Annotated in this window: 1 protein-coding gene; it reads right to left on the bottom strand. The window is 29.8% G+C overall.

Translation table 11 applies throughout. The features are described 5' to 3' along the window. Positions 1–398: 398 nt before the first annotated feature. Positions 399–1117: gliding motility-associated C-terminal domain-containing protein (locus F7018_RS11205; protein WP_150900161.1), on the bottom strand; the 719-nt coding region annotated here is incomplete at its 5' end.

Consider the following 1117-nt stretch of genomic DNA (forward strand, 5'->3'; position numbering starts at 1 on the left):
AAAACCAGCTAAACCTTCATTGTTATTGTCAAGAGTACCATCATTAGTTAAATCAGTATGAAAACCGATGCTAGCGTTTGTGTGCATTTTTACATTACCAAAATTGTGAAATGCAGTTTGAGCACCTACAGAATATGTAAATAATAATACGGCTATTTTAGTTATTGTTTTCATAATTATTGATTTAAAATGGTTGTTGTTATGTAAATGTTTCTTTGTATTTACACTTCAAAGATGCTTCAAATCAATAAGTATTGATAGAGGTTTTAGTTGAACTGTGTTTTTCTACCGACTAGCGAATTTGACTAGAAAAATCATGGTCAAAAAAATACCATTTAACGTACGTTAAATGGTATTCATATAAGTTTTAAATATTTTAAAATTATGTTGAAGTTGTTCTATCTCTGAATATAAACCCAACCTTTTTGTGTTTTACTTAATGAATCATTACCAAACTTTAAAGTGTAGAAATAAGTTCCAACTGGTAAATCATCATTAGCATTTATTGTAGCTCTTCCAGAAGACTTTCCATTCCAATCGTTTTTATAATCAGTTGTTTTGTAAACTAGATTTCCCCATCTGTTGTAAACTTCTAATTCGCTTTTGTTATATTGCTCTAATCCTTCAAATACTAAAGTTTCGTTAGTACTATCTCCATTAGGAGTGAATATGATGTTTACATCATCCAATTTCCCATTAGCTACACCAGCGCCTATAGTGATGATTTCATAATCATTAGGGATAAACTCGTTAGAAGTTACTTGTCCGGAAGTTAAGTTACCTGATACATTACTGCTTCCAAGATCCATCCATTTGTTTTCAGTTTTACTCCAACCAACAACTTTTAATTCTTCTACATTATTAGTTATAGCTGTAATATCACTTTGACTATCCCAAGTTAATGTAACTGTTGTTTTGTTAGTTCCTTTTAAGTTCCAAAATTCTAATTGACTAATGTTTTCTATAAAAGCTTGCTTTTGATTTGTAACAAAAGTTTGACTTAAAGTAGTTGGTGAATTAGGGTCTTCGTTAAAATAAGCTCCTTTAAAAGTAGAATTTTGATTTTGAGTAGGAATAATCATTGGTCTTAATTTGTTATCAGCTCCAATAGGGAAAA

This window comes from Tenacibaculum aiptasiae, assembly GCF_008806755.1.
Taxonomy (GTDB): Bacteria; Bacteroidota; Bacteroidia; order Flavobacteriales; family Flavobacteriaceae; genus Polaribacter; species Polaribacter aiptasiae.